The sequence below is a fragment of the Ferroglobus sp. genome, from assembly GCF_015521575.1.
Lineage (GTDB): Archaea > Halobacteriota > Archaeoglobi > Archaeoglobales > Archaeoglobaceae > Ferroglobus.
On sequence record NZ_WANY01000117.1, the window covers coordinates 1 to 2,926 of the forward strand.

6 protein-coding genes are annotated in these 2,926 nt (G+C 44.8%); all 6 read left to right on the plus strand.

Annotation, left to right across the window (positions count from 1 at the left end; translation table 11 throughout):
- On the plus strand, positions 1–996 hold a 996-nt coding region (locus tag F7C14_RS04845; protein ID WP_290900399.1), incomplete at its 5' end, for a UbiD family decarboxylase.
- Between the two features lie 106 nt (positions 997–1,102).
- Positions 1,103–1,273: a 4Fe-4S binding protein gene (locus F7C14_RS04850; RefSeq protein WP_290900401.1), complete on the plus strand. Its 171-nt coding sequence runs from the start codon at positions 1,103–1,105 to the stop codon at positions 1,271–1,273.
- Between the two features lie 37 nt (positions 1,274–1,310).
- Positions 1,311–1,946, plus strand: coding sequence for an Era-like GTP-binding protein (locus F7C14_RS04855; protein WP_290900403.1), 636 nt, complete (start codon positions 1,311–1,313; stop codon positions 1,944–1,946).
- Between the two features lie 5 nt (positions 1,947–1,951).
- Positions 1,952–2,302, plus strand: coding sequence for a DUF2073 domain-containing protein (locus F7C14_RS04860; RefSeq protein WP_290900405.1), 351 nt, complete (start codon positions 1,952–1,954; stop codon positions 2,300–2,302).
- 1 nt (position 2,303) lies between these two features.
- The gene (locus tag F7C14_RS04865; RefSeq protein WP_290900407.1) at positions 2,304–2,603 is read left to right on the plus strand and encodes a Zn-ribbon domain-containing protein; all 300 of its coding nucleotides are present in this window, start codon (positions 2,304–2,306) and stop codon (positions 2,601–2,603) included.
- A partial coding sequence (locus tag F7C14_RS04870; RefSeq protein WP_290900410.1) for a cation transporter occupies positions 2,600–2,926 on the plus strand: 327 nt, incomplete at its 3' end. The genes F7C14_RS04865 and F7C14_RS04870, both read left to right, overlap by 4 nt.

Here is a 2,926-nt window from a genome sequence, read left to right on the forward strand (position 1 = left end):
GACGGAGAAATCTCTGTTTGCGAAGCGGAGTACTCCGAGTTGAGAGATTTGAACGATTTACCGATCATAAAATATTTTGAGGGTGATGGAGGAAGATACATAACAGCCGGAGTTGTTATTGCTTGCAAAGATCACGAGGACTTCAACACTTACAACGCAAGCATCCACAGGCTTATGGTTGTTGATGAAAGTAGACTTGCTGCGAGATTGGTCCCTCCGAGACACACCTACCTCCTTTGGAGGGATGCTGTGGAGAGGAGAGAAGAGCTTGAAGTTGCCATATGCATCGGGACTCATCCCCTTTTCATGCTTGCGGCATCGACAAGAGTACCAGAAGGAAAGGAGTTTTACTATGCTGCTGGACTGATGGGCAAGCTTGAGGTTTCCGATGTTGATGGAATTTACTGTCCGGAATCGGAAATAATTATCAGGGGAAGGATTACTTCCGAGACGGTAGATGAGGGACCTTTTGTCGATATAACCGGGACTTACGATCTCGTGAGGAAGGAGCCGGTTGTGGAAGTTGACAAAATCTATGCAAAGGAGGATTTCATCTACTATTCGATAACTCCCGCTTCAAAGGAACACCAGATTTTAATGGGATTGCCGGCAGAGCCGGAGATCTACAAAGCAGTTTCCAAGGTCTGCAGAGTGAAAAACGTTGCTTTGACTCCCGGTGGAAGACACTGGCTTCATGCGGTAATTCAAATAGAGAAGAGAACTGAAGGAGATGGGAAGAACGCTATACTCGCTGCTTTCGCAGCCCATCCGAGTTTGAAGCACGCAGTTGTTGTTGATGAAGACATCGATATCTACAGCCTTGAAGATATAGAGTACGCGATAGCCACAAGGTTTCAAGCTGATAAGGATTTGGTTGTAATTAGCGGAGCGAGAGGGAGCAGCTTGGATCCTTCGGCTAAGGACAACGTAACAGCCAAGATGGGTATCGATGCGACGATGAAGGGAGATAAAACGAAATTTAAGAGAGTTCTTTAAAATTAGTTCGAAAACATCTCTTAATTATGACAATTTCGATCATCTCTCGTAAATTTCCGAAAAGATTAAATTATGAAATCCTCACCAAGGTTTGGAGGTGCTTCGTATGCCGGCTAAGGTTAACCCGGATCTGTGCACGGCCTGCGGAACTTGCGTGGATGAGTGCCCAGTCGGGGCTATAGAGTTGAACGATGTGGCTGTGGTAAATCCAGACATCTGCACCGAATGTGGAACTTGCGTGGATGTCTGCCCGAACGATGCTATAACGATTGAGTGAGCGGTAAGTTTTTAACTAACTCAAACTTTCTTTTTTTATGGGCTTGCTGCTATCGATAAAAAAGAAGTTCGGCTTTATCCTTAGGCTATTCTTTAAAAAAGACAAGATGCGGATAGGAATTTACGGTCCGCCGAATGCCGGCAAAACAACACTTGCAAACAGAATTTTGAGGGACTGGACCGGAGATGTAATGGGGGTTGAAAGCGAAATTCCTCATGAAACGAGGAGGGCTAAGCTTAGAGAAGGTGTGAAAATAGAAGTGGACGGAAAAACACTTACGATAGACATCGTTGACACTCCCGGAATTGCTACGAAAATAGACTTCCACGACTTTTTAAAGTACGGGATGAGCGAGGAAGAGGCGAAGAGAAGGGCTAAGGAGGCTACTGAGGGAGTTATAGAGGCGATAAAGTGGCTCGACGACTTGGACGGAATACTTCTCGTTATGGATTCCACCGAAGATCCATATACGCAGGTGAACGTTACGATAGTCGGTAACATAGAGGCGAGGGGATTGCCTTTGCTGATAGTGGCGAATAAAATAGATCTGCCCAACGCCTCTCCGGCAAGAATAAAGTCAGCTTTTCCCCAGCACACGGTAGTGCCGATCTCCGCTCTTAAGGGAATAAACATCGAGAACCTCTATAGGGCTATGGCTGAGAAATTCGGGTGATGGTTATGGAGGGTGTTCAACTTAGTCTGATCTCTAAAGAGAGGCTTGAAAAAATGGCTTCAATGGAGAAGCTGAGGATGATTCTCGACAGCGTGAAGGAGGGAAAGATAGTCGTCCTTGAATCCGGACTAACTCCAGAGGAGGAAGCCAAGCTGATAGAAATGACGATGCTCGAAATAGATCACGAGAACTTCGTGGGAATTGAAGTGGAAAGCTACCCCTACAAGGAGGGCTTTTTCTCAAAGCTGTTCGGAAAGAAGAAAGGCAGATTGACGGTAATTGGCCCTGCGAACAGATTAAAAACTTTGGAAAAGAAAGAAGACCTAATTACGGCTCTCGTCAAAATAGGGGATTGAAATGCCACATCAGTGCACCAAATGCGGAAAAATCTTCGCTGATGGGGATGTGAATATTTTAAAAGGCTGTGAGTGCGGAAACAACAAATTTCTTTACATTCCAAAGGTTAAGGGGAGAGAAAAGGAGGAGCTTGAGGAACAGTTCGAGAAAATTGAGAGCGTCAGAATAGTAGCTCCGGGAACTTACGAGATAAACATCGAGAAGCTCCTTGAGAGGGACGAAATCATAATAGCTTTGCAAGAGAATGGGAGATACGCGATACATCTTCCTTCCCTCATCAAAAAGAAGAAGAGAAAATGAAGTTAAAGCTTCTCTTAATCTTGTATGCGGTTTCGATCTCTCTAAAGCTTATCGGCTATTTAAAAACGAACTACCTAATTCTTCTTGCCGAATCTTTCCACAACTTAACTGATGTTATGATTATCTTAAATCTCCTCTACGCTTTGAGAGTTGCATCGAAGCCAGCAGACTACTCTCATCCCCTTGGTCACGGCTTGGCTGTTAACATCGGTTCGCTAATTGCCGGAGTAGCTTTCATAACGATAATCTCCTACGAGCTTGTTAAAGAAGGGGTAAGCAGAATTTTTTACGAGGTGGAATACGGGGAGGGAGCTTATCTCTAC

Bases quoted from the DNA above. Each gene is read 5' to 3' on its own strand.
- F7C14_RS04855 (WP_290900403.1), top strand. From the start codon at position 1,311: ATGGGCTTGCTGCTATCGATAAAAAAGAAGTTCGGCTTTATCCTTAGG.
- F7C14_RS04865 (WP_290900407.1), top strand. From the start codon at position 2,304: ATGCCACATCAGTGCACCAAATGCGGAAAAATCTTCGCTGATGGGGAT.
- F7C14_RS04860 (WP_290900405.1), top strand. From the start codon at position 1,952: ATGGAGGGTGTTCAACTTAGTCTGATCTCTAAAGAGAGGCTTGAAAAA.
- F7C14_RS04850 (WP_290900401.1), top strand. From the start codon at position 1,103: ATGCCGGCTAAGGTTAACCCGGATCTGTGCACGGCCTGCGGAACTTGC.